The sequence below is a fragment of the Calditrichota bacterium genome (assembly GCA_014359355.1).
GTDB lineage: Bacteria > Zhuqueibacterota > Zhuqueibacteria > JANLFK01 > Oleimicrobiaceae > Oleimicrobium.
Genome location: JACIZP010000089.1, coordinates 1 through 1614 on the forward strand (window position 1 = coordinate 1; position 1614 = coordinate 1614).

Sequence of the window (1614 nt, forward strand, 5' to 3'; positions counted from 1 at the left end):
CCAGGAGCTCCATCATGCTCATGGGGCGCAGTGCGTCGATCTGGCTGTCGCTCATGCGGATCGGCACCTTCGGCTCCTGATCCCGCAATTGCCGGATGTACCAGTCCGTGTTGAGCAGGCTGAGGTTGACCACCCGCACATCCTTCCTCACGCCGCACACTTCCTGCAAGAACCAGAGCGGGAAGGTGTCATTGTCGCCATTGGTAAACACGATCGCGTCTTTGTCGCACGTCTGGAGCAGGTTGTACGAATAGTCGCTCGGCACGTAGTCGCCAGTGCGGTCATGCGAGTGAAAATTGAAAGCAAAAAGGTTAATCGGCGCTGCAACCACGAGGACCAGGGCTGCACCCGCAATCGCCAGCTCCCTGATCTTGCCGCGCTGTTTGAACGCCTCTCCGATCCATTCCAAGATGGCCGACACGCCCACGCCCACCCAAATGGCAAAGGCAAAGAACGAGCCCACGTAGACATAGTCCCGTTCCCGGGGCTGCGGGTCTTCCTGATTCAGGTAGACAACGATCGCCACGCCGGTCATCACAAAGAGCGCCAACACCGGCAACGCTCGTTTCCAGTCCCTGAAGAAATGGTGCACCATCCCGAACAGCCCTATCAGGAAAGGCAAGGCGTAAAGTCCGCGCAGAGATATGGTTTCCACGATGTAGCCATCGCTGCCGATGGTATTGCCCTTGCCGATGAACTGCCAGCCGAAGTAGCGCCAGTACATCTTCTTCAGCTGATAGTTCAGAAAGAAATCGACCTGCTTACCAAACTGATAGAACTTGTAGTTTTCCCCGGGATATCTCTGCCTGAACTCCCACTCGAACGGGATATTCGGAAACCGGCGGGGCAAAATCCCCCAGGTGCCGTACTGCTCGCGGTTGAGGTAGCGCACCATGCCCGCAGCCGTCTCAGGGTCGTTCTCATCAATCGCCGGGTCGAGGTTGGAACGGATGTAGAGGGCAGTGTAGGTGGAGTACCCCAACACGATGAGGAAGAGCGACATCACCGAGAGCGCAACCCAGCGTCGGCGCTCGCTCACCGCCACCCCGGCGGCAATGAGCAGGGCCAGCATGAGAAGCAAAACCACCTCGATGAATGTCTTTTCCGCAAGGTAAGGGATGCCCTTGATGACTCCAGGGTAGATTGCCACAAAGATCGTTGTCCCCACTCCCAAGGTGAGGGCTAACTGCGCATATCTCTTGCCGGCTTCGCTCAGCTTGCCTCGCGAGTAGAAATAGTGCCCCACCAGGTAGATGGCAAGTCCGATGTACACGAACCTGAAGACCATGCCAATGAACGCGCACGCCCCAAGAATGGCGGCAGCTATGACCAAGTGTATGACAAACTCTTTGAACGAGGCTGGTTTGCAGGTTCGGAAATAGAAAATCAAGAAAACAAAGGGCAGAGCCAAGATGTTGAGCAGGTGTACCCCGATGGCCAAGCCCACACAGTAGGCAATCATCAACAAGTAACGGTCACTGCGGGGATCGTCGGCTTTCTCCATCCACTTCATAATCAGCCACACGACCGCGGCGGTGAAAAACATGCTCAGCGCGTAGACTTCGGCCTCCACCGCATTGAACCAAAAAGAGTCCGTGAAGGCAAAGGCAAGGG

General features: G+C 56.3%; 1 protein-coding gene. It reads right to left on the reverse strand.

Going from position 1 to position 1614, the window contains the following annotated elements; translation table 11 throughout:
- Window positions 1–1614 (reverse strand): DUF2723 domain-containing protein (locus tag H5U38_03755; protein ID MBC7186132.1); only part of this gene is annotated, 1614 nt, incomplete at both ends.